Raw genomic sequence first — 23,876 nt, 5'->3', positions numbered from 1 at the left:
ATGCACGGTGCTGGAAGGGAGCGACGTCGAATGAGATCTGCAGCGTCAATCTTTGCCGATCCGATTATGTTTGACGCCGACCATGAACGCACGATTGAGGCGATCGAGTTGGCAGCTGAAGTGGCGCGGGCCGACAAAGGTATGCTCGGCGTACGCCGCTCTGATGCCGTCTGGTACGCGTTGCGCGAGGCGATGGAGACGCTTCGTCGCCTGCCGGACCGTGAAGCGGGATGGTTGTATTGCCAGCGCTCGCTGTGGCCTGAGTTCGCTCATGACCACGAAGACAAGGTCGAAGCTTACGCAACAATGCTCGAACGGGTGAAGATCGGGGAACTCCCGGTCGAGGCGCTGGCCCCCCGCCGACCGCCCGTTTCGCCGAAGGCTGTCTCTCGCATGGAACTAGTCTTCGGCTGGAACGCGTATGTCGTGAGCAAGTACCGGCGCCGGGATTGGCGGATACTGTGCATGTCGGCTAACGGAACGCCCGCCGGATCGGTGGCGCGGATCTCCCATTGCTCCAAGCGGACGGTTTACGATCGGCGAGAACTGCAAACTGCGGCGATCGCGCGCGGGTTGTTAGGGAGATACCCGGATGTTTTCCCAAATGACCTGATTGCGTGAATCGCGCGATTTGCGCATATTTGCTGAGCATGATGCGAAGATCTCGCCCCGCCGCTGGCATAGTCCCGGCTGCGGGTTGAATTCGCTCCAGCCTGCCCAAGCTGGAATCCAAATTGGCGGACGCGTCTCCAATACGCGTCACCGCGTCCAGAATTATCTCAAACTCGATATCGACAACTCTGCGCTCTCTGTCCTCGTGATGGCGGAACTCGCCTCGGAGCGCTTGGACCAGTGGGAAGATGAGCAAGACGACGAAGAAGGCGACGACCGCAAAGCGGACGAGCCGGAAGGCGCGGAAACCGCGTCAGAGCCGAACAAACCGAACGGCCAATCAAAAGGCCGAAGCCCAGGCGGGAAGTCGCGGCAATAACGGTGGCGGCCGCAAGGAACGCTTCACCCCGGAACAGGTGGTTGAGGCCTTGCGGCAGTCGGGAGGTATTCAGGCTGGCGCCGCACAGCTGCTCAAGTGCAGCCGATCAACCGTTACCGACTACCTGCACCGATATCCCGAGATCGCCGAACGGTTGCCGGATATCGGGGAGGAGACGTTAGATCTGGCAGAATTGGGGCTGCTCAACGAGATCAAGAGCCAGAACCTCACCGCGATCATCTTCTTCCTGAAAACGAGGGGAAAGCATCGCGGCTACGTGCAGCGCGTCGAGAATACCGGTCCGGACGGCGGACCTCAGCAGCACGAACACACGAACCTGCCCGACCTCTCCTCGGCGACCACCGACGAGCTGCGCAAGCAGGTGGAGGAGTTGACCCGGGCCGCCGAGGCGCTCGCCGACGCATGAGCCCACCCTCGGTTGTGTCGCCTCCCTTCGAGTGCGGCAATTCCCGGGGCGGATACCAACCGGCGGTTGATTGATGGCAATTCCTGGTCTCGGACGTGGCGCGGCCGCCGACCGTGCCGCCCTGCGAGCCCAGATCGAACTGCAACGCGATCACCGACTCCGCGAGCTCGCTGAGCGCAAGCTGTCCGAGTTCACGCGGCAGGGCTGGAAGTACGTCGACCCGGCGGTCTATGTCGACGGCTGGCATGTCGACGCGATCGGCGAGCACCTCGAGGCGGTCGTCCGCCGGCAGATACTGCGCCTGATCGTCAACATCCCGCCCAGGCACATGAAGTCGATCGGCATCAACGTGATGATGCCGGCGTGGATCTGGGCGCAGGACCCCGACCCCCTCAACGAGGGACACGGCCGCAACGTTCGACCGGGGACCTGGATGGGGCCCGGCGTCAGGTTCCTGTCCGCCTCCTACGACATCCGGCTGGCGACCCGCGACAACGTCAAATGCCGCCGCGTGCTCGAGTCGCCATGGTTCAAGAAGAACTGGCCGGAGCGGGTGACCTTCGCGGCCGACCAGAACACGAAGTCCTACTACGAGAACCGGCAAGGCGGCGCCCGGTTCGCCACGTCGTCCAAGGCCGGCGTGACCGGCGAGGGCGGCGACATCATCATCATCGACGACCCGATCAATGTCCGTGACGCCGATTCCGAGGCCGTTCGCGAGGACGTTCTAGAGTGGTGGTCGGAGAGCCTGCCGACCCGCCTTAACGACCAGAAGACGGGTGTCTTCATCGTCGTCATGCAGCGCGTCCACGAGCGCGACCTGACCGGTTACATCCTCGCCAAGGAACTCGGCTGGGACCATCTCTGCCTGCCGGCGCGCTTCGAGAGCGACCACCCGACGCCGGTGATCTCGTCGATCGGCTTCAAGGATCCGCGCAAGGACGGCGAGTTGCTCTGGCCGGAGCGCTTTGGCCAGGCCGAGTTCGACAAGCTGTCGCTCAGCCTGGGGACCTACGCGACCGCCGGCCAACTCCAGCAGCGCCCGACGCCGCGCGAAGGCGGCATGTTCAAGCGCCACTGGTTCGAGGTGCTGCCGGCAGCGCCGGCGAAGGCGAAGCGCGTCAGGTATTGGGATCTCGCCGGGACCGTCGACAAGCAGGGGACCGACCCGGACTGGACCGCAGGTCTCCGCCTGTCGCTCGACGAAGACGGCTTCTACTACATCGAGCACGTCCGCCGGCTCCGCGAGGAAGCGCCCGAAGTCGAGAAGGCGATGAAGTCTACCGCCAGCCAGGACGGCAAGCGAGTTCGCATCGGGCTGCCGCAGGATCCCGGGCAGGCGGGCAAGGGGCAGGCCAAATACATTGTCCGCCAGCTTCGCGGCTACATCGTATCGGCGTTGCGCGAGAGCGGCTCGAAAGTGCGGCGCGCCGAGCCGGTCGCCTCGCAAGCAGAGGCCGGCAACATCAAGCTCATCCAGGACAAGGAAGGCGATCGCTGGATCGAGGCCTTCCTCGACGAAATCTCCAACTTTCCGTTCGGCGCCCATGACGACCAGGTCGACGCGCTGTCCGGCGCGTTCACGGTGTTGCTCGACGCTCCCGTTTCGGGGGGCACAACTCCAATCAGAGGCGGCTACTGATGCCCATCACCTTTAAACCGGATTCCCGGCACCCGACCTACGTGAAGTGGTTGCCGACATGGCAGAAGATGCGGGACTGCTACGATGGCGACGACGCCATTCGCGAGAAGAAGACCGACTATCTGCCGATGCCGTCGGGGATGATGGCGGCGCCCGATCCCGACCGGTTCTACCTGGCCTATCAGACGCGCGCCCAGATCCCCGAGCTGATGGAGCCCGCGGTTCGGGGGATGACCGGCGTCATCCACCGCAAGCCGAGCCAGTACAAGCTGCCCAGCGGCATCAAGGGGCTCGAGGAGAAGGCAACGAAGGATCGGCAGACACTAGCCGGCTTCCACGCTCGAATTACCCGAGAGGTCTTCAAGGTCGGCCGCGTCGGCATCCTCGCCGACGCCCCGAAAGATGGCGGCGAGGTCTACCTGACCAACTACACCGCGGAATCGATCATCGACTGGGATGAGGACGAAGACGGCAACCTGAACTATCTGGTCCTCGACGAGTCAGCGCAGCGGCGCAATCCGGAGAAGGGCGAATGGGAGGACGTGGGGCGCTGGCGAGTGCTGGAGCTGATCGAAGGGATCTACACCCAGACGATCTACGAGCAGGCGCAGGGCGCAAGCGAACCTATTACCGTCGATGCCCCTATCACGCCGGCGGACAGCAAGGGCGCGGCGCTTTCCGAGATCCCGTTCGTCTGCGTCGGCGCCAACGAGATCGGCATCGACCCCGATGAAGCCCCTCTCGAGGGCGTCGCCAAGGCGCAGCTCTCCATCTTCCGGCTCGATGCCGACCGTCGGCACTCCCTGTACCTGACCAGCCAGCCGACTCCGGTCTGCATCGGCGTCGACGACGAGGACAAGGTCCCGAAGTACTTCGGCTCGTCCGTCGTCTGGAACCTGCCGCAGGGCGGTGATGCGAAGATGCTGGAGTTCTCCGGCAACGGCGTCGCCGCGATCAAGCAGGCGATCGATGACGACTTCGAGCGGGCGGTCGCCGCCGGCGCGCGCCTGATCGTCACGGACCGCCAGGGTGGCGTCGAATCGGGGGAGGCGCTGGAGCGGGTGCTCCGCTACGCGGAGATGATGACCGGCGGCGACGGCAAGCAGGCCGTCGTGACACCGAATACCGACTTCGTCGAAGCGAAGCTCACGCCGGACGACGTCACGAAGCTCGTCAAGGGCTGGCTCGACGGCGGCTACTCCAAGCTCACCCTGTTCGAAAACCTCCAGACCGGCGGGATCATCCCCGAAGAACGCACGTTCGCCGACGAGGAGGAACTGATCAGCCAGGAAGCCCCGGACCTGTCCGTACCGCCGCCCGGGGGCGAGGAGGACGACGACGAAATCGACGACGCGACCGGCGGGGGCGAGGAGGACGAGACCGGGGACCAGGCGGCGTGATGTTTCCGTCGGCCGAGCAGATTGGCCGCGCGGTCGTCGCGGCCTCCCGACTTACGGGGGAAGATCCGCTCAACATCGGCGACCCGGCCGCGGCGACCCGCACCCGCCACTATGCGTTCCAAGCGTTGAAGGACACATTCCCGGACGCCCGGCGCGAGGTGCTGGCGCGCTGTCTGGGGGCGGCTCGCTCCGGCAAGGGGTATGCCAGCAACTCCAACCTGCTCATTCGCCAACGCTCGAAATGGTTCTCCGAGGTCGAGCTCCGGCAGGTGATCGAGGCGATCGCCGCGCCAAAACAGGCGCAGAATATGCCGGAAAATCCGCGCGAGGCCGACAAGCCCGAACCGGAGCCGAAAGCTGCCCGTCCTTCTCGCGCACCCGCACCCGCGCGCGCGAGGAAGCCCGCAGAGGGACTCACCTCGAAGCCCAGCACCGCCAAGGCGAAGACACCGGTTCAGCCGCCGGAGGAAATCAGGCCTGAGCCCAAGCCGAAACCGCGCTGGGGGAACTCGGATTTCGCAGCGTCCCGAAGCCGCCGGCGCGCGGCGCCGACAAGCAAGAAGGTCGACGCCGAAACCCGCGCGCTGATCGACCAGGCGATTGCCGAGGGCAAGGTAACGAAGTGCCCGGACGCTCACGCGGCCGGCAGCGTCGACATGGTCTGGGAAAAGCTGCAGAGCCGGTATTGAGATGGCTAGAGTCAACGAGACGATCTACGACCTGGAGATCCGGCACCAGGTCGGCCTGTGGCGGCTCGGTACCGCGACGGTCCGCGACATCATCGCGCTCCTCAACACCATCGACGCCGATATGGTCGATCGCATCCGGAAGTACGACTTCACGGAGGTCTCCGGCGCCTGGTCGCGGAAGCGGCTGGAGAGGATGCTCGAGGCCATTCGCGAGACCAACCGCGAGGCCTACAGGCTCCTGCAGAGGCGCCTTACCGGCGACCTCACCGATCTCGCGAAGTACGAGGCTGCGTTCCAAGGCCGGCTGATCGGCTCGAGCCTGGGCTTCAAGTGGGATATCGTCCAGCCGTCGGCCGAGCAGCTCAAGGCGGCCGTCACGGCGCGGCCTTTCCAGGGCAAGCTGCTGAGGGAGTGGGTCTCGGAGATGGAAACCGGGCGCTACATCCGCCTGCGCGATGCAATCCGGATCGGCTTCACCGAGGGCGAGTCGATCGATCAGATCGTGCGCAGGATCCGAGGGACGCGAGCGGCGAAGTACCGGGACGGTGTGCTCGACATCAGCCGCCGCAGCGGCGAGGCGATGGTGCGGACCGCCGTCAACCACACAGCGACGGCCGCGCGCAACGAGTTGTTCGAGCAGAACAGCGACCTGATCAAGGGCGTGCAGTGGGTCTCGACGCTCGACAGCCGCACGACTGAGATCTGCATGGCGAGGGACGGGAAGGTCTACAAGCTGGGCAGCGGGCCGCGGCCGCCGGCGCACATCAACTGCAGGTCGACCATCGTCCCGGTCACGAAGTCGTTTCGCGAGCTGGGGATCGATATCGACGAGGTGCCGCCAGGGACGCGCGCCAGCATGAACGGCCAGGTCGCCCAGCAGACGACCTATCCCGCCTGGCTGCGGAACCAGCCCCGGGAAGTCGTCGAGGAGGCGCTCGGTCCCACCAAGGCCAAGTTGTTTCTGGACGGCAAGCTGCCGATCGACCGTTTCGTGGACCCAACCGGGCATGCGTACACGCTCGACGAACTGCGCCGGCGGGAGGCAAATGCCTTTGCGAAAGCGGGGATCGCGGCGTAGGCTTGCCTTCGCTTGGAGGTAATGATGAAGGCTTTCAACGTCGGCGAATCTGTATTCGTGCCCCATCTGGATCGAACCGCGCGAGTGCTCGAGGTTATCCACGTCGGGCGGGAGGAACTTAGCGGTGCCCGTCCCGTATGGGGTTATCGCCTCGAAGGTATCGAGGAGCCAGTAGAGAAGAAATATTGCGAGACACCAGGCGCGGCAACTTGAGCGACGCTCCGCGTCGGGGCGCCTCGTTGAACCTGCTCCACGGCGACGGAACTGGCCCGAAGCCGTGGCGCCGACGCGCACTAGACGAGACCGAGCAGATCACCTGTGCGCGCTGCGAAAAAGTGAGGGGCGTGGCGTCGAGCGCGGTCGTCCCTGTGACGCTCGGCCCGCGCCGCAGCCCGGCGGGCAAGAAAGTCGGCGGCAGGAAGATCTGGGCCTGCGCGATCTGCCTGGCTACGGATGGCGAGGTCGTCGAACTCGCGTAGAGGCGCTGCTACGGCGCCAATTCGCCCAGGTGAGTTTCACTTGGGTACCTGAACATTGGCCTGATGAAGGGTGGTTGAGGGGGTGTCTCTTTCACTCGGAACATTACTATCTCGGCGCCGGCGCCCGGTCCGCGACTGACAAGCCGCACACCCTGCCCGGCTTCATTCCACCACTCGCCTTGGATTTGGATGCGATCGTGCAGCGCTTTAGCCTGCAGCACGATTTGTCCTTCGTCGTTCTTCACTTCGAACGCATCGACAGAATAGTTCCGATCCCATGCGCGAGGTGGGGGGGCACGCCATTCGTTTCGCTCAATCTCGGCAACGAGTTTGCCATCGGTGTCAAATATTTCTGTCGACACCATCACCCGGCCCTTGATCGTCTCGATCGTCAATTCAGAACGATCTACAAGCGTCATCATCGATTCTCCTTGGGGACCATTCCAGGCTATTTTCGTCCCCGAGTCACCGATTTCGATGATGGGCTGCACCGCTCTCGAAAATAGCAGGCGCCTCCGGGGCGTGATCTTTCCGAAGTACCTCGGGACGATTTCTGGCCTTGCCCAAAGAGCGAGGCCGCCAATGGCGAGGGTAAATACCAGGGCCGCCAGTAGGCTTTCCTGAGCGATGGGCACAAACCCCGCAAGCCACGCTACCGCGAACAGAATTCGCGAGATCACGGTACTAGTCCGGCCACTGGAGCCGATAGCGCCAAGGACTAATGCTAAAATCACCCCAGCCAAAGGATTCAGTAGGAAGTCCATCGTTGCCTCGAATTCATGCCCGGTTGACAAAGCTCGGATATCATCGGATTTGGTTGCGCAGCTTTTCTCGCAACTAGTACTTGTAATCTTTCGCCTTGTCGGCGCTCAAAGCAAATCGTTCAAGGATCCCAAATGAAAAAAGGGCGCGGCTTCGACTCCGCGCCCTTCGAACTTCAGTGCTTCGACGCCCTTATGCCGCCTTCACCGTCGGGATTTCGTTGATCTCCGTGGCGAGGGCCTGCTCGGCCTTCCACAGGTCCAGGGCCTGCTGCATGCGCAGCCACAGCCCCGGGCCATTGCCGCAGAACTTGCCGACGCGAAGCGCCATCGCCGGCGTCATGGCGGCAGATCCGTTGATGACCGCGTTCAACTGCTGACGCGATACCTTCATCGCCTTTGCGGCATCAGCGATGGTCATGTCGAGCGCCGGCAGAACCGTGCTCTTGAGCAGGGCGCCGGGATGCGTCGGCGGCCGCTGCTGCGTGATGTTGTTGACGTGCATGGTTTGAGCCCTTTGGTGCTGTGCGTCGGTCAATATGGTCGGAGCACCACCGCACCCCGACCAGCAATCAATGATACTGCTCGAAATCGACGTCGAATACCTCCTTCGTGGATGCGTCGAATTCGAAGGTGATACGCCACGGCCCGTTTACCGACACTGCCCAGGTCGTCGACCGCTTGCCCTTGTGGCGGTGGAGGTCGAGACCGGGGATTTCGAGGTCCGCGAGGACCTCGACCTGATCGAGAGCGTCGAGGATCTCTATGACCCTGCCGTGGAATTTCGCTCCGATCTTCGCGGTGCGGCCCTTAGAGCGCAGCTCTTTCAGGCCCTTGTGCTTGAAGTTTCTAATCACCGAATTCCCCGTAAGATCAATTGGTTGTCGGTAGGGATAATGTAAAGCGTAGCCTTACAAATGTCAAGTATGGCCAGACAAATGCGGCTGTCCCGTCAAATCGCTCTTGCGCATCTCGCGCAAATCGCAGACCTTCGGAAGCTATGATTCGGCCTCTCGCGTCCGAAGCAACTCCCAAGAGTCAGACTCGCGTTCTTTCGTCCGCTCATTATGCTGGCGAGCGCCTTCGCGGATGGGGGAACGCCATGCGACTTGCTGCTTCGTTGATCGCTCTGAGCCTGTGCGCCGGGTGCGCGACAGTCGACGCCCAGGACCGTGTCGACATCACCGATTTCGACGTGCTGCCCGACGGGCGTTTCGTCTACACCACCGATCTCACGGTGCCAGCCGGCAAGCGCCCCGAGGAAGTTCCGATCGGTCGCGAGCGCTGGCTCAACGAATGGCTGGTCCAGAACTCCATGTGCCCAGGCGGCTATGAGATCCTTGATCGGACCTTCGTAGCCACGCACGGGAGCCTCACCGGTCAGGTCTACCAGGCGACCTACACCGGCGCCTGCGTCTGATTATTGGAGGGTGCTGCTGGGGAGGCCGGCAACCGGTCCTGAAAACCGGGGGCACCGCAAGGTGCGGGGTTAGAGCCCTCCACCCTCCGCCAGTTTCACAGTTCGACGTCGTTCCCGCATGGCGGAATTGGCAGACGCGGCCGATCCGCTCGCGCCCGCCGCAGATCGCGAGCGGACCGACTGCCCCACCGCCGGGGCTTTCCGGTTCGAGTCCGGATGCGGGCTCGGCGTCGATTTACTTTCAGTCGGGGTAGAGCAGCCTGGTAGCTCGCGTGGCTCATAACCACGAGGTCGGCGGTTCCAATCCGCCCCCCGCAACCATCACCAGCGCGATGATCCGGAAGGGGCCCAGGGGCCAGTACCGGGGAGCATTCGGGAGGCCCCTGACGGCGGCACGGGACAACGAGGCCAAAGGAGCCCGTGTCGCTAACGTATTCGAAATCATCGCGAGCACCCCCAGCCGCTCGCGGTGTAGGCAGCGCGGATCGGCGAAGCCCGCCGGTCTTACCCCTCCATCCCAGGCGCCGCGTGGCCGCCGACCGCGCTGCCGGCGTATCAGTTTCGACGCGGTGGCGAGCGAGTAGCGCCCCGCCGTGTGGGCCAGCCGCCGGTGAGTGAAGACGCCGGCACGCCAGCCCGCTCCCCGGGGAAGCGCCCGGGCCGCGTCGATTGCCCTCTGACGAATGGCGCGAGATTGCGAACCGGGCTGGGGCAGGTCGATGGCCCGAAATCGCGCACCAGGGACATGCCCCAGGCTAGCCACGGGCATACCGGCTTGCGGTCACTGGCGGGGTTCGGGCTTCGGTCCGGATAAACGAATTCCCGAGTAACCGGAGGCAGACAGCAAGAGCCGACCGGCAGAACCGGGGTCGCGCCCGGCATTCGTCAGAACTTTCATCGATCGTCGCACAAGCGGAGACCCCAATGCGCTTTGTCAGCGGACTGCCGGAGACGCGCTGCGGGCGCGGCTCCACGCTCGAAGTCACCGAGCATCTGCGCGCGGAGCTGCCGAAGCTACTCCAGGATCTCGAGATCAAACGGCTGCTGGATGCGCCGTGCGGAGATCTGAACTGGATCACGCGCACCGACCTGTCCGGACTCGAGGAGTACGTTGGCATCGACGTCTCCGAGGAGATGCTGGAGCACGGCGCCAATCGCGAGTTCGAGCCGGAGGAGTTCTCGCCGAAGCTCTACGAGTTCGCTCTCGTCGATCTCGTGTCGGAGCCGGTGCCGTCGGCCGATGCCGTCCTGTGCCGCGATTTCCTCCAGCATCTGCCGGCGGAGACGGTCCTGGCGGTGCTGAGGAACTTCGCCAGCCACGACGTCACCTGGCTGATCGCCACCTCTCACGAGGTGGGGGAGAACACCGACATCGACCGACCGGGAGACTTCCGGCGGCTCAACCTGCTCGAGTCCCCGTTTTCGTTCCCGGAGCCCGAGCGCGTGATCCAGGATCCGCCCGGCAGCGGCCGCATTCTCGGTGCCTGGCGCTTCGATACGCTGGGCGAGGCGCTCGCGTGATTGATCCGAGCGCCTTCGTCCATTCGAAGGCTCATGTCGATCCCGAGTGCTCGGTCGGGAAGCGCACCCGGATCTGGCAGTTTGCTACGGTCATCCGCGGAACGGAGCTCGGTGCCGACTGCAACGTGGCGAGCTGCGCCACCTTGGATGGTCCGATCTTCGGCGACCGCTGCATCATCTGCCCCGGCGTCCACATCGGCCCGGGCTTCCTGATCGGCAACGACTGCTTCATCGGGCCGAATGTCGTCCTGTGCAATGACCGGTGGCCGCGTGTCGACAAGGACGGGTTCGACATGGAGGCGCTGCGCGCCGGCGGCTACGCCGTTGTTCTGCGCGACGGGGCATCCATCGGAGCGAACGCCGTGGTGCTGCCGGGTGTCGTGATCGGCCGCAACGCGCTGGTCGGCGCCGGCGCAGTGGCGAGCAGGAACGTGCCCGATGAGAAGGTGCTGCTGCGCACCGGCGAACTCCTCGACATTCCGATGTCAGAGCGGTGCGAGCGGATGAGGTTGGCCGGGGCCTGATGCTTCACGTCGTGACGCTGCTCTGGGATGCCAACGATGCGTCCCTCAGCTTCTCGCGATGCTACGATGAAACCTGGGTCGAGAAGCTCTACCGGGGCTTCGCGCGCAACCTGACGGTGCCGTTCAGGTTCGTCTGCTTCACCGAGCGGGACAGGTGGTTCCACGCGCCTATCGAGCAGGAGCGGATCGAGTCCCGTCCGATCGGCTATGGCGCATGCATCGAGCCGTATCGGCTGGACGTGCCGATGATCCTGGTCGGGCTCGACACGGTGATCACCGGCAACATCGACCATCTGGCCGGGCACTGCCTCGTCGGCGGCGCTATCGCGTTGCCCAAGGCAGTGTACGTGCCGGACACGGTCTGCAACGGAGTCGCGCTCGTGCCTGCCGGCCATCGCCGTGTCTACGACGACTGGCGCGGTCAAAACGACATGGACTGGATGCGCCTGCAGCCGCACGTCGTGCTCGACGAAATCTGGCCCGGCCACGTCGTCTCCTACAAAGGGCACGTCAAGGCAAACGGGCTCGGCGATGCTCGGATCGTCTTCTTCCATGGCCAGGAGAAACCGCACCAGATAGCGGAGCCCTGGCTCGAGACCCACTGGATCTAGGCAAACGATGGCCGTCGCGGACTATCTCAGCGTCACCCGCGCCTCGGTGAAGCGGGGCCTGGTTTCGGGCGTCTGGACGTCGTTCCCGATCGACACGCCGGCGTTCACCGACGACGGCCTGCTGATCGAGGCGGCGCGGACGAACTCGATCCGCAACAGCTCGATGCAGGGCGCCGCGGTCGGTGTCATCGGGTCGGGCGGTGCGCTGCCGACCAATTGGGGAATTGCGGGCGGAACGGGGCTGACTGTCGAGGTTGTCGAAATAGCAGTCAGAAAAGGCCTCGACGCGATCGCAATCAGGTTGTCGGGAACAACTGGCAGCACCTTCGCGCTCATTTCGTTCGAAACCGCCAGCGCAATTGCAGCGTCAGAAGGCCAGGTGCGAACGCACGCAACCTTCTATGAATTGGGGGGCGGCTCGCTTTCGAATATCTCGGCCGTCCGTCATGAACTTTCGCAGGCGGGCGGGGCGGGATCGACGCAAACCGTCTTTACCCCAGACACGACGCTGTCGCGGAGAATCGCCACCCGGACTATGCCGGCGTCCACGACGTTCGCGATTCCGCGCGTTGTCCTGGCTTACTCCTCTGGCGTCGAGATCGACGTGACGCTCTGGATTGCCGCGCCGCAGGAGGAGCTCGGAGCGAAGGCTTCGTCCCCGATCCGCACGACGGGAACGGCGGCAACCCGGGCGGCGGACGACATCACCCTGTCGGATCTCGCCTTCTTCAAGGACGGGCAGCCCGGCACGATCTTCGCCGAGTTCGTGGTGGGCGATCCGAGCGAGAATTTGACCGCGGTTTACTTCAACGATGGGACGACCAACAACCGTATCCAGGTGGGGATTTGGGGCGCAACGGGTCAGGGCTGGGGCTTCGTGGTGGACGGAGCACTCGGGCAGGCTTCCCTCCTGGCAGGGCCTGCGTTGGCGGCTGGCGATACCTGTCGAATCGCGTTGGCTTTCGCCGAAAACAACATGCGTGCCGCTGTGAACGGCACATTGTCGATACTGGACACATCCGCGGCGGTCCCCACCGGCATTGATCGGTGCCGGATCGGTGGTAGTAGCACGACGCTCAGCGTACTGAACGCCTCGTTGCGGAATATCGGATACCGGTCGCGGCGCCTTTCCGACGCCGAGCTGGTCGCATGGTCCGGGGCGTCGCTGGCGGCCGGCGTGGCGCTCGGAATCCTCACCATGGGCGACCTCGCCCTGAAGCTTGGTGACAGCTACCTCATGATGAGCGGCGTCTGATGGCGACGGTCGACATCAGCGATCCCGCCTATGCGACGCTGCTCGGGCAGAAGCTCGGGGCGCTGCCGTTCACGGCGGCCGGCGGAGCCATTCCCCGCTTGGGCGCGGAATGGCTGGCTCTGACGGAGGCCCACGCGGCCGCAATCGCGGCTGTCACGGAACTGGTCGAGGCCGGCGTCAAGCCGCTGGCCGGGTTCTCGCGCCGCGACCTGGTGCCGTCGCTGCACCTGGCATCGCTGGCAGGGACGGGCAGCCGCAAGATCGTCTATGTCGGCGAAAGCCAGATGAGCGGGACGGGGAGTTCCACCAACGGCGTCGACGCGAGCCAGATGTTCCAGCCGCAGTTGAGCGATGCCATCGACGAGGCAAATCCGGGTCGCGGCTTCGATCACATCAACCGCTCGATCGGCGGCGCGCTTTGGGATTCGTTCCTGAAGACGGGGACGCAGATTCTCGCGGCCGGCACGTTCGCGCTGCCGTCGTGGTTCGCCACTGCGGGCAACACATGGGCTTCCTATATCGAAGCCGACGAGCCAGACCTGCTGGTGATCGGCCTCGGTCTGTCGAACCCTGTCTACAGCCAGATCGACGACATCACGGCGGTGCTGACGGAGGTCAGCAGCTGGCCGAAGCCGTCGCCTGTCGTGTTCGTCACGCCGGCGCCGCCGATCACCAGCGCAAGCGCCTACGAATACTTCAAGGGGATGATCGCCTATCTCCGGACGCTGTGCCGGTCCAACGGCAACGGCTTCACGGCATGGCCCAACATCCCGCACATCGGCCTGATCGACGTCGGCCGCTGGTTCCACGCGCTGACGCGCGGCAAGGACCTGGCGCTCCAGAGCTACCTCGAGGTCTACGGACCGAATTCGGCCGGTCCCACCGGGATCGAGATGGCGGACGACGCACCGTATCTCCTGCCGTCCCCCGAAGACGGCGACTTCATGGAGGAACTGACCTTCGACGACGCCGGGAATGGCGCCCTGTACGCGCTCGGCGCGCGCGAGATCGTCGCGCTGATTGGCGGGTATGTTCAGGGCGAAGGCAATTACGTCCGGATCGAACTGAGCGATGACGGCGGCTGGACACCGGCCGCGCAGTCCAACACGAGCAGTGACAGGGTAACGGGCACCAAGGTGGTTCCCGCCGCGGGCGACGTGGTGCTCCGGATTGCCTGCCGGAACGAGAACGTGCGCGTCGACATCAACGGCGAGACGAAACTGAAGACCAAGAAGGCGCGGTACGCATCGAGTTTCGAGCCATACGTCAAGGTCGTCGGAACGACCTTCTCGTCCACCCCGACGATGAGCGTGGACCTGTTCTACCAGGGGGTCGCGCGCGACGTCAGCGCGGCGCTGCCGGGGGTGACCGAAGCGCAGTGGTATGGCGAAGACGCGGAAGACGGACCTACGGGAGGCAATGCATTCAGCCACCCGTCCTCCGTCGGCGTCGCGTGCATCGCTGGCCTGATCGACATGCTCGACCTGACGGCGCCGGTGATCCCCCGGGACATCCCGACGTCGGACCCTGGCGTCGCCGGACAGATCTGGGCGGACAGTGGCGTGCTGACCGTATCGGCGGGGGCCTGACATGATCGACTATCTGCTGACCTTCGACTCCGAGGCGGACGCCGTCGGAGCGCTTCCCGACTGGCTGGATGAAGACGGCAACTGGCTGCCGGACTGCATCCCGGATGTCCGAGCGTATAAGGTCCTGTCGCCGGCGACCGATGAGGACCCGGAGCAGCGCGAGGTCCTGGCCGGTTACCGGATCTCGATCTTCTGCCGCGAGGCGAATGCCGCATTGGCCGGGATGCCGGGGGCGATCGTGATCGACTGGGACGTGGCAAATCCGCTCGCCGTGCTCGGCGAGACGGTCGTTGAACCGGTGAGGGCCGTCTGATGATCCAGTGGCTCTATCTCGACTTCGTCAACGACATCGACCGAAGCGGGACTTCGCCGACGACCCCGTCGGGCCGAACGATCGTGGCAGATCCCGAAAACCGAACCGTCGTCAGCGATCCCGAACTGGCGGATCAGGAATAAAGCGATGCCGATTCCAGAGATCTGGGAATGGGCTCTGGACCCCCATGAGCTCAAAGAGTTCGTGCACAGCTACGCCTCAGTGCTGGCGTCAGAGGGCGACGACGTGATGAAGTCGCAGGAGTTCATCCTGCCGGCCGATGCAGAGGTGGCGGGACTGGAGATCGTCGATCAGTACGGCGATGCGGAGACCAGCGTTGGTGTGGTCGTGCTTCAGGTTAATGAGGCAGACCGGGAGAGCGAACTGTTCGATGGCGAAGGAACGCTGTTCCGGCTCCAGCACCGGATCGTGACCGAGTACCCGCGCATCCACAACCGATCGATCATGCTCAGGATCAAGCGGCTATGAGTCGGCACCCCATTCGCGTCGGTGACCGAGCGGGCTGGATCGTCGTTAAGGCGATGGGCAACTCCGCGCGCGCCTTGCACCATCCTGCAACCCACCAAGCGGTTTGCACCGGAATCGGAACAGTGCCTAAGGACCATGTTCTTGCGGTCGGCGATCGGTCGTTTCAGGTTCTGAAATCATGGGATGAGGCGAAACGCCGTCGCCCGGTGACCGAGGAGGATCGGCGGTTCTACAACAGCCAGGCGGGCAAATTTACCCACATGCACCTGGTCGAGATCACCGGCGCGGTGCCGGCGGCTGAATGATCTTCATCACGGGGTGCGCCCGGTCGGGGACTTCGTTGACGGCGAAGATCCTGCGAGCCCACGGCTGCTGGCTCGGCGAGCCCGCCGAAGTCAACGTGCTCTACGAGAACGTCGTCGTCCGTGACGGCATCCTCAAGCCCTATCTGCGATGGGTTGGAGCCGATCCGCTGGGGCAGGGCGTCTTGCCCGACACCGACCTTCTGCCCTTGAAGCCCGGCTTTCAGGAAGCGATTGCCGAGGTGTTCGCCGGAAAGCCCGAACCGCACGCCTACAAGGACGCCAAGATCGCGCTGGTCTGGCAGGCCTTCGCATTCGCATACCCGGAAGCGAAATGGGTTCTCGTTCGCCGGGTGGCGGAGAAGATCATCGACTCGTGCGTCCGAACGCCGTTCATGGCCGCGCATGGCAGCGACAGGCGAGCCTGGGCGCGATGGGTCTTCGAGCATGAACGTCGCTTCGATCGCATGAAGGCGACCGGCCTAGACCTGATTGAGACCTGGCCCGCCGATTACATCCGCGATCCAGAGGCCTTCCGGCCGGTGGCGGAACACTGCGGCCTCGAGTTCAAGTCCGCCTCGGTGGAGGCGGCGGTCGACAGGGGTGTCTGGCATGGGTAACGCCGACAACGTCGTCAGTCTCCGGCCCTCGGCAAATGACAACCGGGCCAGAAGCTACTCCGACGTCGCGCACAGCTACGAGATCGGACTGCACTGCGACGCTGAGGGAAGGCTCCTGTTCGCCACCTATCCGAAGGCCGACACGGCGGCTGCGGTACGGGGCATGGCGACGGATCTCGAAAGTGCCGCGCGCATGCTTCGGGACCAGGCGGCTCATCTCGATCCGGATCCGGAGCAGGACATCACCGTGGAGATCGTCATCACGCGGTCAGGTACAGTTGGCGTTGCCTACGACGCCGACGGTTTCGAAACTGCCGATCGGATGACCTGGCTCAAGGACCGGCTCCGCGAGGCTTTCCGAAAGATCACCGCGCCCTAATGCCCCGGCTCCTGGTGCTCGGTGGCGCGAACACGGTGTTCCGCGATGCCGCCGCGGCGATGCAGCTCTGCGACTTCGACGCGGTGATGGCCGTCAACGACATGATCGGGGTGTGGCCCGATCTGATTGACTATGCGGTGACGCTCCATCCCGAGCATCTGCACCGGTGGATGGTTGCCCGCGAGCGGATGCAGTCGGCCCTGCCGCAAGTCTGGGCGCACTCCACCCAGGGGCCGAACGGGCGGGTCGGTAGACGACCGGACCGCGTCACAAGCGATTGGGCCGGTTCGTCCGGGTTGTTCGCCGTAAAGGTCGGGATACTCGAGGGCTTCGAGCGCATCGTACTTGCCGGCGTCCCAATGCTGCCGGCGGCGGGGCACTTCTTCGACCACAATCCGTGGTCGGCTGCGAGCCACTTTCAGGCCGCCTGGATCGAACGGGCGCCGGAAATCTCTGCACACACACGCTCCATGTCCGGCTGGACGGCCGGCCTGCTAGGCCAGCCGGACCGCGCCTGGCTCAACTCGCCCGAACCGGGCCAACTGAGAGGTAACCAATGAAACTCAAGGCAATCGTCGAGAACCTCGACGACGTCCCGGCCGAGTATCAGGACTTGTACGAGGAGAAAGACGGCAAGTTCGTCCTCAAACTCGAAAACGACATCCGCGAGCATCCGTCGGTCGCGGCTCTGCAGAACGCGTTCGAGCGCCAGAAAACCGAGAACCGGGATCTCAAGGCGAAGATCGCCGACCTGGAGCGGAAGGTCGAAGGGCTGCCGGACGATTTCGATCCGCAGGAGTACGACCAACTCAAGCAGCGCATCGAGGAGCTCGAAGCGGACGACAACGACGGCAAGGACAAGGACAGGGACAAGGAGGAGGCCGTCAACCGCGTTCGCGAGAAGTACGAGCAGAAGCTCGAACGCGCGAAACGCGACAGGGAGGAGTCCGACCGGCAGAAGGACGAGGAGAACGCCGCGCTGCGCGAGCAGCTTCGGAATTCGACGATCAGCACCAGTCTCAACGAGGCGATGGAGCAGGCGAACATCGACCCGAAGTTCCGCAAGGCAGTGCGTGCGATCCTGCGCGACCAGGTGAAGGTGATCGACAAGGATGGAGACCCCTTCGCGGTCGTCGAAACCGACCTCGATCCGGAGCAGCCCCTCGCCGCGTATGTGGCCGAGTGGGGGGATTCGGATGAAGGCAAGATCTACGTCGGGAAGCCCGTCGGCGGCGGTGCCAATGGCAACGACCGCCGGGGCGGCGGCAGCGCCAAGAACCCCTGGAAAGACGACCAGTGGAACCTCACTGAGCAGGGCCGGATCATCAAGGAAGACCGGCAGAAAGCCGACCGTCTCGCCCGCGAGGCGGGTAAGGAACTGGTCCCCACCCGCTAGAACGTTTTGCGCTCAACGAGCGTCTCAGCCCAGCCGGGCCAATGGCCGGCTGTTTTCGTCAAACAGCTAGTCACTTGGAGAGACAGCTATGGTTGATACCCCCACCAAGGTCTCGGATATCATCGTTCCCGAGATCTACCTCCCTGCGATGCAGGAAGCCACCACCCGCTCGAACGCGTTCTTCCAGTCCGGCGTGGTGCAGACGGTCGATGACCTGACCTTCCCGGACCAGGGCGGCAAGCTGGTCGAGATGCCCTTCTTCAAGGCGCTCGGCGAGCGCGCTCAGCTCCTGGACGACACCCAGGATCTCGAGATCAAGAAGATCGAGATGGGCCAGGACACCGCAGTGCTGCACGCTCGGGCGCTCGTCTACGGCGCTTCGGATCTGTCGTCCGCGCTCAACAGCAGGGACCCCATGCTCGCAATCGCCAACGGCGTCGGCGAGAACTGGTCCTACGAGTTCAACATGGTGCTGATCTCGACGATCAAGGGCGCCATGAACGCGCTGGCCGCGGAATCCCCGGCCGCCAACACCCTCGACATCTCCGGACTCTCCGGAGCGGCAGCCTACATCGACGGCGAGGCGTTCATCGACGCCGGCCAGACGATGGGGGACGCCAAGTCGAGGATCGTGGCTTGCGCCATGCACTCCGCCACCGAGGCCTACCTGCAGAAGAACGACCTCATCGCCGAAGTCCGCGACAGCGACGGGGTGTGGCTCTACAACACCTTCCAGCAGAAGCGGGTCATCGTCGACGACGCTCTGGCCCCGTCGAATGGTATCTACGAGACCTACCTGTTCGGTCCCGGCGCCATCGGTTACGACGACGGCGCACCGAAGGTCCCCTTCGAGGAAGGTCGCGACCCGCTGATCGGTGGCGGTCAGGACTACATCGTCAGCCGCCGCCATTTCGTTCTGCATCCGCGCGGCATTCGCTGGACGCCTCAGTCCGGCGACCCGGCGAAGCTCACCCCGACCGACGCCGAGCTGGAGATCGCGGGCAACTGGACCCGGGCCTACCAGACGAAGAACATCCGCATCGTGCGGATGCGCCACAAGCTCGGCTGATAGCCGATCTCTCGGCGGGGCGGCGGTCGCCGCCCCGCATTCTCCCTACCAAAGCCAGTTCCACCAACGGAGGTCTACATGGCTCGCATCACTCAGGAGCAGGTTGCGGCGCGTGATCGCGTTTCGGCGACCCGCAAGCGCTACTATGACCTGCTCGCGCAGGGTTGTCCGGCCGACCGTGCGGCGGAGATCGCCAACGGTCGTGTCGAGGGCGAGGTCCAGCAGAGCGAGCCGTCGGGTGGAAGTGGCACGCCGCAGTCCGACAGCACAGCGGCAGGCGGTGCCGGAACTGGACACGGCGGGTCGGGAAAGCCGGACGCCGGGGGCGAAGGCAATGCCAAGACCGTACCGCCCGAGACGGACCCCAACGCGGTCGATCCGGGCGCCGGCGGCGCAGATCCCGAAGCCGAGAAGCTGGCAGAGCGCGCCAAGATCGAGATCCCCTCCGATTGGGCAACGCTCCCGTGGCCGAAGCGCCTCAAGCTCGCCGCCAGCGTGAGTGCCGCCGCCATCCACAACGCCGACGACGTCGAGAAGGCGATCAAGGCGGAGCTCGCTCGCCGTGAGGCCTCGGCAACGACCGACGGCGCGAATTGAGCGGATACCACGCCCTGCCGGCCCGGAACGGCTGGAAGGTCCATCGGGCCGGCAACTCGCGGGCGACCGTGACCGGGCTGACTGAGGCCGAGGCCTGGCGAGAGGCCCGGCGTCGAGCCCGCGGGCGGCGAGTGCCCGCGTATCTCCACGGCCGCGACGGTCGGATCGCGACCCGAAACGACTATCGCGACCATCCGCGTTCCGATGGGTAAGGGAAGACAGTCATGGCGCTCACGGTCGAGGATGGCACCGGTCTCGCGGGCGCCGAAAGCTATGTCAGCGCATCCGACGCCGACACCTATCACTCGGCCCGAGGCAATTCGGCCTGGATCGGCTCGGAAGACGAGAAGGAGGAGGCGCTCCGAAAGGCAGCCGAATACCTCGACGGACGCTATCGGGGCCGGTGGAAGGGCGTCCGAGGCTCGAAGGCGCAGGCCTTGGCCTGGCCGCGCGCCCGGGTCGTCGACGAAGACGGATACTCCGTCAGCTCCACTACGGTGCCCAACGCCGTCGTTGCCGCGACGTGCGAAGCTGCTCTGCTGATCCTCTCCGGCACAGACCTGTCGCCGACCCTTACCCGCGAAAACTTCGCGACGCAGGAGGAGGTCAAGGTTGGGCCCATCGAGGAGAGCCGCAGCTACTCCAGCGGGGCGCCGACGAAGCCGGTGGTTACCAGGATCGAACAGAAGCTGTCCGGGCTTCTCACGTCCGGCACCGGAGGCGGCGCTATCTTCCTGCAGCGCGCCTGACTGATTCATGTGAATCAAAGGAAACGCGATGGCCTTCGACTATGCCTCGGTGCGGGCTACGGCGGACCGACTCATCACCCGGTTCGGCGCCCCGCTCTCCCTGCGGCGCTATGTGACATCGGGCGAGTCCGACAATCCCGTCCGGACGCCCGAGATCCAGACCATCACGGCGGCCGTCTTCGACTATCGATCGCAGGACATCGACGGCACGGTGATCCTTGCCGGCGACATGTGGGCGCTCGTCAAGGCGGGCGGGCTGGCGTGGGCGCCGGCGAAGGGGCAGCAGGTCGATCGTGCCGGTGAGACCTGGCGCGTCGAGAGTGCCGAGACGATCAGTCCGGCCGGCACCAACGTCGTCTGGATCCTGCGGCTCAGGAAGTAGGATGGCCGACATCTCCACCATCCACGGCGGCACCGTCCCCGGTGAGCCGGATGCCGACGTCATCGAAGATCTGGAGCGCCTGTTGGCGCAGGCCCGCCGGGGAAGCCTCACCGGTTTTGCCTATGCGGCGATCCACCTCGACGGAACAAAGGCGACAGGCTGGTCGGGGGTGGCTGGAACGCGCGATCCGCTTGCTGCCGGCATCTCGATCCTGCAGGCGCGCTACACCCGGGCGCTGATAGAGGGTGCATGATGGCCGGTTCCTTTTCCCTCGACGTCTCCCGCTGGGTCGACGGGACCGAAGCAAGGATGGACCTCGTCGTCCGCAAGATCTGCCTCGACCTGTTCACGCGCGTCATCCTTCGCAGCCCGGTCGACACCGGCCGGTTCCGCGGAAACTGGCAGATCTCCATCGGTGATGTACCCGACGGCGTCCTGGATCTCACCGATCCATCCGGCAGCGCGACGATCTCGCGGACGACGGCAGAGGCTATCGGTGTTCGCGCCGGCGAGGAAGTGTTCTTCGTGAACAACCTGCCTTACGGCCCGGCCCTGGAGCGAGGTCACTCGCGGCAGGCGCCGGCGGGTATGGTCGGCGTCACGCTCGTCGAGTTTCAGCAGGTCGTCGAGAAGGCGGCAAACGAGGCCCAGCGCGAGCGGCGGTAATGGCGACCTACGACGAGACGAAGGTGCTGAGGGCGCTTGTCGCCTGGCTCAAGACCGTTTCGTTCTCGCCAGCGCTGCCGATCGCGTGGCCGAACGTCGACTTCGATCCGCCGAGCGAAGCAACTTGGTTGCGCGCCACCTGGCTGCCGGCCGAGACCGCGCCGGCGACGCTGGGGGAAGGGGGAGAGAACCGGCACAGCGGCCTCTTTCAGGTCGATGTCTTCGTTCCTCTCGAAATCGGACACATCGTGCCGACGGAATACGCCGGCGCGATCGCCCGCGCGTTCAAGCGCGGATCGGACTTCACCTCTGACGGAGTGACCGTGCGCGTCGTCACCCCGCCATCCGTGCTCACCGGTTACAAGCAGCCCCCTTGGTACGGGGTGCCGGTGCGCATCCGCTACTTCGCGGACATTCCAAACCCGTCCTAGGAGACCCGTCATGACCAACGCCACCGGAGCCCGGCATGGGCTCTCCTATGTCGCCGAGTCCGTGTTCGGCACGACGCCCGGCCCGTCGCCCGCGCCCTCGATGCTGCGCTTCCGCTACACGGGCACGACGCTGAACGCGGCCAAGGACAGCTTCGTGTCCCAGGAGGTCCGCGAGGATCGGCAGATCGTCGATGCCCGCCACGGCGCAAAGCGACCGGCCGGGAATATGGCCTTCGAGCTCAGCTACGGCGCCTTCGATGACTGGCTCGAGGGCGCGCTGTTCGGCGCATGGTCGACGAACGTTCTCAAGGTCGGGACCACGCCGAAATCGTTCTCCGTCGAGCGCCGTTTCACCGACATCAACAAGTACCTCGTCTTCGCCGGTGTGATGGTGAACACTTTTAGCCTGCAGGCCCGGCCCAACGGCATGATCACCGGGTCGTTCGACGTGCTCGCCGCGGACGTGGCGAAGGGGCTGGCATCGCTCGGCACGCCTTCCGACGTCGCGACCAACGCGCCGTTCGACGCGATCTCCGGCGCGATCAGCGAGGGCGGCTCGCCGAGCGCGATCGTCACCGGCGTCGACCTCAACCTGAACAACAACCTGGCGCCGGACTTCGTCATCGGCTCGGCCACGGCGCCGACGATCGACGCCGGTCGATCCAACCTCACCGGCAACGTGACGGCGCGGTTCCCGAACTTCGATCTCCTCGACAAGTTCCTGGACGAGACGGAGTCGGAACTTTCCTTCGCGCTGCAGGACCCTGCGGGCAACCAGCTCCAGTTCGACATTCCCCGCATCAAGTACACGGGCGGCGAAATTCCCCACGACACCGAGCAGTCGCTGACCCTGACCCTGCCGTGGCAGGGGCTGAGGGACGAGTCGGAATCCACCAACTTCAAGATCACGAGGACCCCTGCCTGATGACGCAGAAGACCAAGAAGCCGGCTGCGCCAGTGGAGGCGCCGCCGAAAGCGCCGCCGAAAGCGCCGCCCGACCTCTCAACGTTCGACATACTCGCGTCCAACCAGGAGGCGGGCGAGGAGATCGAGATCCGGCACCCGGCCACGGGCAACAAGCTCGACGTCCACATCCGGATGGCCGGTCCGGACTCCGAGTTGCAGAAGCAGGCTCGTCGCTGGGTCGTCGACAGCCGGTCGGACCGCGGCCTCAACCGGCCGATGACGGACAAGGAACTTGACGAGGAGAGCGCGGAGATGCTCGCCAGGATGACCGTCACCTGGCGCAACGTCGTGATCGACGGGCAGAAGATCGGCTTCTCTACCGAGGCGGCGAAGAGCCTCTACCTGCGCTTTCCCTTCATCCGGGAGCAGGTCGATCACTTCGCCGGGCGGCGCGCAAATTTCATGAAGGCCTGATCCGGATACTTTGCGCCGCCTTGGAGGCGCGGATCAGGCTCGACCGACCCCGTGATGACGGAACCACGCTGCGCGATCACCTGGTCTCCTACTGGCGGCAGACGGGCGACAAGCCGGGCGAGCTTCTGGAGCCCGACATTCCGCCGGCGGGGCAGCACATCTGGGTCTGGTTCTGGGAGTTGCTCGGGGTCAAGGGGCCGGGGCCGCTGTCGCTCGGTGATGTCAAGACCTGGTCGGACCTGATGCAGCGGGACATTCAGCCTTGGGAGGTTGTTTGCCTGTTTCGGATGGATGCCGAGCGGATGAAGCAGTGGCAAGTCAACGACGGGGAATGAACTCCCCGATCGTCAGGATGTCGTTTGCCTCCTCGATGACGTCCTCCGGCATCTCGTAGCCCAACCGATCGAGACGGACGAGCCGCAGATCGTCGAGGGCCGCGAAGTAGCAGTCCATCGTCTTGCCAGATCGGCCGATGCCGATGTCGTCGGTACTGTACTTCAGCGTCACGCGCGGCTTTCCGACTTCAGTGAAGTCGATCACGTCGACGCGCTCGCAAGTTGCCGGTTGCTCGGCGAGCTTGCCGGCGAGGTACTCGCAGGCCGCCGCCTGCGGCGTCAGATCGTTTGCCTTTCCTTCCCCCGAAATCGCCAAGACGGCTATCAGGAGCACGACCGGTATGACAACCGATCTGGCGCGGCTCGGCATTGTCGTCGACT

The 23,876-nt window shown here is 64.7% G+C and carries 37 protein-coding genes and 1 tRNA gene; 34 read left to right on the top strand and 4 right to left on the bottom strand.

What is annotated here, in order from left to right; genetic code table 11:
- Positions 1 to 30: 30 nt before the first annotated feature.
- From V3328_RS07225 to V3328_RS07190, 8 genes are all read left to right on the top strand, one after another.
- Positions 31 to 621: a hypothetical protein gene (locus tag V3328_RS07225; protein WP_340328962.1), complete on the top strand. Its 591-nt coding sequence runs from the start codon at positions 31 to 33 to the stop codon at positions 619 to 621.
- A gap of 239 nt (positions 622 to 860) precedes the next feature.
- Positions 861 to 1,418: a hypothetical protein gene (locus tag V3328_RS07220; RefSeq protein ID WP_340328961.1), complete on the top strand. Its 558-nt coding sequence runs from the start codon at positions 861 to 863 to the stop codon at positions 1,416 to 1,418.
- Positions 1,419 to 1,491: 73 nt separating this feature from the next.
- Complete coding sequence (gene terL / locus V3328_RS07215; protein ID WP_340328960.1) at positions 1,492 to 3,060, top strand: phage terminase large subunit; 1,569 nt, start codon at positions 1,492 to 1,494, stop codon at positions 3,058 to 3,060.
- Positions 3,060 to 4,460, top strand: coding sequence for a DUF4055 domain-containing protein (locus V3328_RS07210; RefSeq protein ID WP_340328959.1), 1,401 nt, complete (start codon positions 3,060 to 3,062; stop codon positions 4,458 to 4,460). Before terL ends, V3328_RS07210 begins: the two co-directional genes overlap by 1 nt.
- Positions 4,460 to 5,149 (top strand): hypothetical protein, encoded by a 690-nt coding sequence (locus tag V3328_RS07205; RefSeq protein WP_340328958.1) that lies wholly within the window; start codon positions 4,460 to 4,462, stop codon positions 5,147 to 5,149. The genes V3328_RS07210 and V3328_RS07205 overlap by 1 nt, the downstream gene beginning before the upstream one ends.
- Before the next feature lies 1 nt (position 5,150).
- Positions 5,151 to 6,227: a minor capsid protein gene (locus V3328_RS07200; protein WP_340328957.1), complete on the top strand. Its 1,077-nt coding sequence runs from the start codon at positions 5,151 to 5,153 to the stop codon at positions 6,225 to 6,227.
- A gap of 24 nt (positions 6,228 to 6,251) precedes the next feature.
- A complete protein-coding gene (locus V3328_RS07195; protein WP_340328956.1) occupies positions 6,252 to 6,440 on the top strand; it encodes a hypothetical protein in 189 nt (62 codons plus the stop codon).
- A gap of 26 nt (positions 6,441 to 6,466) precedes the next feature.
- Positions 6,467 to 6,706: a hypothetical protein gene (locus V3328_RS07190; protein ID WP_340328955.1), complete on the top strand. Its 240-nt coding sequence runs from the start codon at positions 6,467 to 6,469 to the stop codon at positions 6,704 to 6,706.
- An 8-nt stretch (positions 6,707 to 6,714) separates the two neighbouring features.
- Here V3328_RS07190 and V3328_RS07185 read toward each other — a convergent pair whose 3' ends face one another.
- The 3 genes from V3328_RS07185 to V3328_RS07175 all read right to left on the bottom strand — a co-directional run bounded on the left by V3328_RS07185 (position 6,715) and on the right by V3328_RS07175 (position 8,324).
- Entirely contained in the window at positions 6,715 to 7,470 is a 756-nt protein-coding gene (locus tag V3328_RS07185; protein WP_340328954.1) for a hypothetical protein, read from the bottom strand.
- Between the two features lie 190 nt (positions 7,471 to 7,660).
- On the bottom strand, positions 7,661 to 7,972 hold the full coding sequence (locus V3328_RS07180) for a HigA family addiction module antitoxin (RefSeq protein ID WP_340328953.1): 312 nt from the start codon (positions 7,970 to 7,972) through the stop codon (positions 7,661 to 7,663).
- 67 nt (positions 7,973 to 8,039) lie between these two features.
- The gene (locus V3328_RS07175) at positions 8,040 to 8,324 is read right to left on the bottom strand and encodes a type II toxin-antitoxin system RelE/ParE family toxin (protein ID WP_340328952.1); all 285 of its coding nucleotides are present in this window, start codon (positions 8,322 to 8,324) and stop codon (positions 8,040 to 8,042) included.
- Between the two features lie 245 nt (positions 8,325 to 8,569).
- On the opposite strand from V3328_RS07175, the gene V3328_RS07170 reads away from it, so the two are divergent.
- From V3328_RS07170 to V3328_RS07050, 26 genes are all read left to right on the top strand, one after another.
- Positions 8,570 to 8,887, top strand: a complete 318-nt coding sequence (locus tag V3328_RS07170) for a hypothetical protein (protein WP_340328951.1) — start codon at positions 8,570 to 8,572, stop codon at positions 8,885 to 8,887.
- Positions 8,888 to 8,892: 5 nt separating this feature from the next.
- Positions 8,893 to 8,979: transfer RNA gene (locus tag V3328_RS07165), tRNA-OTHER, on the top strand.
- 832 nt (positions 8,980 to 9,811) lie between these two features.
- Positions 9,812 to 10,408 (top strand): class I SAM-dependent methyltransferase, encoded by a 597-nt coding sequence (locus V3328_RS07160; protein WP_340328950.1) that lies wholly within the window; start codon positions 9,812 to 9,814, stop codon positions 10,406 to 10,408.
- Positions 10,405 to 10,932 carry a DapH/DapD/GlmU-related protein gene (locus V3328_RS07155; RefSeq protein ID WP_340328949.1) on the top strand — a complete coding sequence of 176 codons (528 nt, stop codon included), beginning with the start codon at positions 10,405 to 10,407 and terminating at the stop codon, positions 10,930 to 10,932. Before V3328_RS07160 ends, V3328_RS07155 begins: the two co-directional genes overlap by 4 nt.
- A complete protein-coding gene (locus V3328_RS07150; RefSeq protein ID WP_340328948.1) occupies positions 10,932 to 11,543 on the top strand; it encodes a hypothetical protein in 612 nt (203 codons plus the stop codon). Before V3328_RS07155 ends, V3328_RS07150 begins: the two co-directional genes overlap by 1 nt.
- 7 nt (positions 11,544 to 11,550) lie before the next feature.
- Positions 11,551 to 12,798 carry a phage head spike fiber domain-containing protein gene (locus V3328_RS07145; RefSeq protein WP_340328947.1) on the top strand — a complete coding sequence of 416 codons (1,248 nt, stop codon included), beginning with the start codon at positions 11,551 to 11,553 and terminating at the stop codon, positions 12,796 to 12,798.
- Positions 12,798 to 14,387 carry a hypothetical protein gene (locus tag V3328_RS07140; RefSeq protein WP_340328946.1) on the top strand — a complete coding sequence of 530 codons (1,590 nt, stop codon included), beginning with the start codon at positions 12,798 to 12,800 and terminating at the stop codon, positions 14,385 to 14,387. Before V3328_RS07145 ends, V3328_RS07140 begins: the two co-directional genes overlap by 1 nt.
- A gap of 1 nt (position 14,388) precedes the next feature.
- Positions 14,389 to 14,700 (top strand): hypothetical protein, encoded by a 312-nt coding sequence (locus V3328_RS07135; RefSeq protein WP_340328945.1) that lies wholly within the window; start codon positions 14,389 to 14,391, stop codon positions 14,698 to 14,700.
- Positions 14,700 to 14,843 carry a hypothetical protein gene (locus tag V3328_RS07130; protein ID WP_340328944.1) on the top strand — a complete coding sequence of 48 codons (144 nt, stop codon included), beginning with the start codon at positions 14,700 to 14,702 and terminating at the stop codon, positions 14,841 to 14,843. The genes V3328_RS07135 and V3328_RS07130 overlap by 1 nt, the downstream gene beginning before the upstream one ends.
- Before the next feature lie 4 nt (positions 14,844 to 14,847).
- On the top strand, positions 14,848 to 15,189 hold the full coding sequence (locus V3328_RS07125) for a hypothetical protein (RefSeq protein WP_340328943.1): 342 nt from the start codon (positions 14,848 to 14,850) through the stop codon (positions 15,187 to 15,189).
- A complete protein-coding gene (locus V3328_RS07120; protein ID WP_340328942.1) occupies positions 15,186 to 15,494 on the top strand; it encodes a hypothetical protein in 309 nt (102 codons plus the stop codon). Before V3328_RS07125 ends, V3328_RS07120 begins: the two co-directional genes overlap by 4 nt.
- A complete protein-coding gene (locus V3328_RS07115; protein WP_340328941.1) occupies positions 15,491 to 16,111 on the top strand; it encodes a sulfotransferase in 621 nt (206 codons plus the stop codon). Before V3328_RS07120 ends, V3328_RS07115 begins: the two co-directional genes overlap by 4 nt.
- A complete protein-coding gene (locus tag V3328_RS07110) occupies positions 16,104 to 16,490 on the top strand; it encodes a hypothetical protein (RefSeq protein WP_340328940.1) in 387 nt (128 codons plus the stop codon). Before V3328_RS07115 ends, V3328_RS07110 begins: the two co-directional genes overlap by 8 nt.
- On the top strand, positions 16,490 to 17,050 hold the full coding sequence (locus V3328_RS07105) for a hypothetical protein (RefSeq protein WP_340328939.1): 561 nt from the start codon (positions 16,490 to 16,492) through the stop codon (positions 17,048 to 17,050). Before V3328_RS07110 ends, V3328_RS07105 begins: the two co-directional genes overlap by 1 nt.
- Positions 17,047 to 17,886: an MICOS complex subunit MIC60 gene (locus V3328_RS07100; protein WP_340328938.1), complete on the top strand. Its 840-nt coding sequence runs from the start codon at positions 17,047 to 17,049 to the stop codon at positions 17,884 to 17,886. The genes V3328_RS07105 and V3328_RS07100 overlap by 4 nt, the downstream gene beginning before the upstream one ends.
- Positions 17,887 to 17,974: 88 nt before the next feature.
- On the top strand, positions 17,975 to 18,955 hold the full coding sequence (locus V3328_RS07095) for a major capsid protein (RefSeq protein WP_340328937.1): 981 nt from the start codon (positions 17,975 to 17,977) through the stop codon (positions 18,953 to 18,955).
- A gap of 78 nt (positions 18,956 to 19,033) precedes the next feature.
- Complete coding sequence (locus tag V3328_RS07090; protein ID WP_340328936.1) at positions 19,034 to 19,552, top strand: hypothetical protein; 519 nt, start codon at positions 19,034 to 19,036, stop codon at positions 19,550 to 19,552.
- A complete protein-coding gene (locus tag V3328_RS26565; protein ID WP_378758930.1) occupies positions 19,549 to 19,764 on the top strand; it encodes a DUF2188 domain-containing protein in 216 nt (71 codons plus the stop codon). The genes V3328_RS07090 and V3328_RS26565 overlap by 4 nt, the downstream gene beginning before the upstream one ends.
- Before the next feature lie 12 nt (positions 19,765 to 19,776).
- Entirely contained in the window at positions 19,777 to 20,301 is a 525-nt protein-coding gene (locus tag V3328_RS07085) for a DnaT-like ssDNA-binding protein (protein ID WP_340328935.1), read from the top strand.
- A 28-nt stretch (positions 20,302 to 20,329) separates the two neighbouring features.
- Entirely contained in the window at positions 20,330 to 20,683 is a 354-nt protein-coding gene (locus tag V3328_RS07080) for a hypothetical protein (protein WP_340328934.1), read from the top strand.
- A 1-nt stretch (position 20,684) separates the two neighbouring features.
- Positions 20,685 to 20,936 carry a hypothetical protein gene (locus V3328_RS07075; protein ID WP_340328933.1) on the top strand — a complete coding sequence of 84 codons (252 nt, stop codon included), beginning with the start codon at positions 20,685 to 20,687 and terminating at the stop codon, positions 20,934 to 20,936.
- A complete protein-coding gene (locus V3328_RS07070) occupies positions 20,936 to 21,349 on the top strand; it encodes an HK97 gp10 family phage protein (protein WP_340328932.1) in 414 nt (137 codons plus the stop codon). Before V3328_RS07075 ends, V3328_RS07070 begins: the two co-directional genes overlap by 1 nt.
- Positions 21,349 to 21,780 carry a DUF4128 domain-containing protein gene (locus V3328_RS07065; protein WP_340328931.1) on the top strand — a complete coding sequence of 144 codons (432 nt, stop codon included), beginning with the start codon at positions 21,349 to 21,351 and terminating at the stop codon, positions 21,778 to 21,780. Before V3328_RS07070 ends, V3328_RS07065 begins: the two co-directional genes overlap by 1 nt.
- A 10-nt stretch (positions 21,781 to 21,790) precedes the next feature.
- Entirely contained in the window at positions 21,791 to 22,705 is a 915-nt protein-coding gene (locus V3328_RS07060; RefSeq protein WP_340328930.1) for a phage tail tube protein, read from the top strand.
- A complete protein-coding gene (locus tag V3328_RS07055) occupies positions 22,705 to 23,160 on the top strand; it encodes a hypothetical protein (RefSeq protein WP_340328929.1) in 456 nt (151 codons plus the stop codon). Before V3328_RS07060 ends, V3328_RS07055 begins: the two co-directional genes overlap by 1 nt.
- A 20-nt stretch (positions 23,161 to 23,180) precedes the next feature.
- A complete protein-coding gene (locus tag V3328_RS07050; protein WP_340328928.1) occupies positions 23,181 to 23,495 on the top strand; it encodes a phage tail assembly chaperone in 315 nt (104 codons plus the stop codon).
- On the opposite strand, the gene V3328_RS07045 is transcribed toward V3328_RS07050, so the two are convergent.
- The gene (locus tag V3328_RS07045) at positions 23,479 to 23,865 is read right to left on the bottom strand and encodes a hypothetical protein (RefSeq protein ID WP_340328927.1); all 387 of its coding nucleotides are present in this window, start codon (positions 23,863 to 23,865) and stop codon (positions 23,479 to 23,481) included. The genes V3328_RS07050 and V3328_RS07045 overlap by 17 nt on opposite strands.
- Positions 23,866 to 23,876 lie beyond the last annotated feature (11 nt).

Origin of the sequence: Microbaculum marinum, from assembly GCF_037855135.1 — a bacterium.
GTDB lineage: Bacteria > Pseudomonadota > Alphaproteobacteria > Rhizobiales > Tepidamorphaceae > Microbaculum > Microbaculum marinum.
This window is presented reverse-complemented; position numbering and strand designations above follow the sequence as displayed.

What these genes read in the sequence shown, in the direction of transcription:
- V3328_RS07225 (WP_340328962.1), top strand. Translation starts at nt 31, where the DNA reads ATGAGATCTGCAGCGTCAATCTTTGCCGATCCGATTATGTTTGACGCC.
- V3328_RS07220 (WP_340328961.1), top strand. Translation starts at nt 861, where the DNA reads ATGAGCAAGACGACGAAGAAGGCGACGACCGCAAAGCGGACGAGCCGG.
- terL (WP_340328960.1), top strand. Translation starts at nt 1,492, where the DNA reads ATGGCAATTCCTGGTCTCGGACGTGGCGCGGCCGCCGACCGTGCCGCC.
- V3328_RS07210 (WP_340328959.1), top strand. Translation starts at nt 3,060, where the DNA reads ATGCCCATCACCTTTAAACCGGATTCCCGGCACCCGACCTACGTGAAG.
- V3328_RS07205 (WP_340328958.1), top strand. Translation starts at nt 4,460, where the DNA reads ATGTTTCCGTCGGCCGAGCAGATTGGCCGCGCGGTCGTCGCGGCCTCC.
- V3328_RS07200 (WP_340328957.1), top strand. Translation starts at nt 5,151, where the DNA reads ATGGCTAGAGTCAACGAGACGATCTACGACCTGGAGATCCGGCACCAG.
- V3328_RS07195 (WP_340328956.1), top strand. Translation starts at nt 6,252, where the DNA reads ATGAAGGCTTTCAACGTCGGCGAATCTGTATTCGTGCCCCATCTGGAT.
- V3328_RS07185 (WP_340328954.1), bottom strand. Translation starts at nt 7,470, where the DNA reads ATGGACTTCCTACTGAATCCTTTGGCTGGGGTGATTTTAGCATTAGTC.
- V3328_RS07180 (WP_340328953.1), bottom strand. Translation starts at nt 7,972, where the DNA reads ATGCACGTCAACAACATCACGCAGCAGCGGCCGCCGACGCATCCCGGC.
- V3328_RS07170 (WP_340328951.1), top strand. Translation starts at nt 8,570, where the DNA reads ATGCGACTTGCTGCTTCGTTGATCGCTCTGAGCCTGTGCGCCGGGTGC.
- V3328_RS07160 (WP_340328950.1), top strand. Translation starts at nt 9,812, where the DNA reads ATGCGCTTTGTCAGCGGACTGCCGGAGACGCGCTGCGGGCGCGGCTCC.
- V3328_RS07150 (WP_340328948.1), top strand. Translation starts at nt 10,932, where the DNA reads ATGCTTCACGTCGTGACGCTGCTCTGGGATGCCAACGATGCGTCCCTC.
- V3328_RS07145 (WP_340328947.1), top strand. Translation starts at nt 11,551, where the DNA reads ATGGCCGTCGCGGACTATCTCAGCGTCACCCGCGCCTCGGTGAAGCGG.
- V3328_RS07140 (WP_340328946.1), top strand. Translation starts at nt 12,798, where the DNA reads ATGGCGACGGTCGACATCAGCGATCCCGCCTATGCGACGCTGCTCGGG.
- V3328_RS07135 (WP_340328945.1), top strand. Translation starts at nt 14,389, where the DNA reads ATGATCGACTATCTGCTGACCTTCGACTCCGAGGCGGACGCCGTCGGA.
- V3328_RS07130 (WP_340328944.1), top strand. Translation starts at nt 14,700, where the DNA reads ATGATCCAGTGGCTCTATCTCGACTTCGTCAACGACATCGACCGAAGC.
- V3328_RS07125 (WP_340328943.1), top strand. Translation starts at nt 14,848, where the DNA reads ATGCCGATTCCAGAGATCTGGGAATGGGCTCTGGACCCCCATGAGCTC.
- V3328_RS07120 (WP_340328942.1), top strand. Translation starts at nt 15,186, where the DNA reads ATGAGTCGGCACCCCATTCGCGTCGGTGACCGAGCGGGCTGGATCGTC.
- V3328_RS07115 (WP_340328941.1), top strand. Translation starts at nt 15,491, where the DNA reads ATGATCTTCATCACGGGGTGCGCCCGGTCGGGGACTTCGTTGACGGCG.
- V3328_RS07110 (WP_340328940.1), top strand. Translation starts at nt 16,104, where the DNA reads ATGGGTAACGCCGACAACGTCGTCAGTCTCCGGCCCTCGGCAAATGAC.
- V3328_RS07105 (WP_340328939.1), top strand. Translation starts at nt 16,490, where the DNA reads ATGCCCCGGCTCCTGGTGCTCGGTGGCGCGAACACGGTGTTCCGCGAT.
- V3328_RS07100 (WP_340328938.1), top strand. Translation starts at nt 17,047, where the DNA reads ATGAAACTCAAGGCAATCGTCGAGAACCTCGACGACGTCCCGGCCGAG.
- V3328_RS07095 (WP_340328937.1), top strand. Translation starts at nt 17,975, where the DNA reads ATGGTTGATACCCCCACCAAGGTCTCGGATATCATCGTTCCCGAGATC.
- V3328_RS07090 (WP_340328936.1), top strand. Translation starts at nt 19,034, where the DNA reads ATGGCTCGCATCACTCAGGAGCAGGTTGCGGCGCGTGATCGCGTTTCG.
- V3328_RS07085 (WP_340328935.1), top strand. Translation starts at nt 19,777, where the DNA reads ATGGCGCTCACGGTCGAGGATGGCACCGGTCTCGCGGGCGCCGAAAGC.
- V3328_RS07080 (WP_340328934.1), top strand. Translation starts at nt 20,330, where the DNA reads ATGGCCTTCGACTATGCCTCGGTGCGGGCTACGGCGGACCGACTCATC.
- V3328_RS07075 (WP_340328933.1), top strand. Translation starts at nt 20,685, where the DNA reads ATGGCCGACATCTCCACCATCCACGGCGGCACCGTCCCCGGTGAGCCG.
- V3328_RS07070 (WP_340328932.1), top strand. Translation starts at nt 20,936, where the DNA reads ATGGCCGGTTCCTTTTCCCTCGACGTCTCCCGCTGGGTCGACGGGACC.
- V3328_RS07065 (WP_340328931.1), top strand. Translation starts at nt 21,349, where the DNA reads ATGGCGACCTACGACGAGACGAAGGTGCTGAGGGCGCTTGTCGCCTGG.
- V3328_RS07060 (WP_340328930.1), top strand. Translation starts at nt 21,791, where the DNA reads ATGACCAACGCCACCGGAGCCCGGCATGGGCTCTCCTATGTCGCCGAG.
- V3328_RS07055 (WP_340328929.1), top strand. Translation starts at nt 22,705, where the DNA reads ATGACGCAGAAGACCAAGAAGCCGGCTGCGCCAGTGGAGGCGCCGCCG.
- V3328_RS07045 (WP_340328927.1), bottom strand. Translation starts at nt 23,865, where the DNA reads ATGCCGAGCCGCGCCAGATCGGTTGTCATACCGGTCGTGCTCCTGATA.